The organism is Micromonospora sp. URMC 105 (assembly GCF_051386295.1).
Classification (GTDB): domain Bacteria; phylum Actinomycetota; class Actinomycetes; order Mycobacteriales; family Micromonosporaceae; genus Micromonospora.
The window spans coordinates 1-998 of record NZ_JBPQTL010000205.1 but is presented as its reverse complement, the minus strand read 5'-3'; the positions used below and the strand labels follow the sequence as shown (position 1 = coordinate 998).

Here is a 998-nt window from a genome sequence, read left to right as displayed (position 1 = left end):
GCCCACCGCGGCTGCTGCCAGTGCCCCACCTGACGGACCAGCAGCTCCACCGCCCGGCCCAACTCCGCTGCGCTCATCGCCGCCGAGTGTACGGCCGCAGCACCCCGGCCCCGCTCACCGGCGCAGGTAGCTCAGCAGCCGCAGGATCTGCCAGTACAGGAAGATCAGCCCGACCAGCAGCCCGAAGGCGCAGAGCCAGGCGTACCGGCGGGGCAGGCCACCCCGGACCGAGCGCTCCACCTGGTCGAAGTCGAGGATGAAGCTGAGCGCCCCGGCGATGATCGCCACCCCCGAGAAGACGTACGGCAGCCAGCCGACCTGGCCGGAGACGGAGTAGACCTCCACGCCCTGCCGGCCGGTGAACAGCCGGAAGACCAGGTTGACCAGGCTGACCGCGAGCAGCCCGATCAGGGTGCCGATGACCAGGCGGGCCAGGCGCGGCGTGGCCCGGACGACCCGGGCCCGGTAGAGCACCGCCATCCCGAGGAACACCCCGAAGGTGCCCACCACGGCCTGCACCACGATGCCCGGGTAGACCAGCTCGAACGCCCGGCTGGCCACCCCCAGCAGCACCCCCTGGAGCAGGGCGTACCCGATGATCGGGACCGGGTGGGTGATGCCGCGCAGCGAGATCACCAGGACCAGCACGATGCCGGCCAGGGCGGTGCCGGCCAGCGCCGCCGGGACCCACATCTCCTGCGGCACGACCACCCAGGCCACCGCCGCGGTGGCGGCCGTGAGCAGCAGCAGCCCGACGGTACGGACCACCACGTCGTCGACGGTCACCGCCTCCGCGCCGCCCGCCCCGGGCAGCCGGTGCTCCCGGCTGGTGTCGTCCAGCCGGTCCAGAACCGGGTTGGCGCTGCGCACCCGCCACCTCCTCGCCAGCCGTACCCCTGGTGTCACTCTCCCCCGGACGGCCTGTCGGCGGCGGGCAAACGGCGGGGCCGGGGTGCGGCGGGCCGGACACGACGGCGCCCCCCGCCGCGGGTCGCGGT

General features: G+C 74.3%; 1 protein-coding gene. It reads right to left on the bottom strand.

The features are described from left to right. Positions 1–114: 114 nt before the first annotated feature. Entirely contained in the window at positions 115–870 is a 756-nt protein-coding gene (locus ACSNN7_RS28935; RefSeq protein WP_436684214.1) for a Bax inhibitor-1/YccA family protein, read from the bottom strand. Positions 871–998 lie beyond the last annotated feature (128 nt).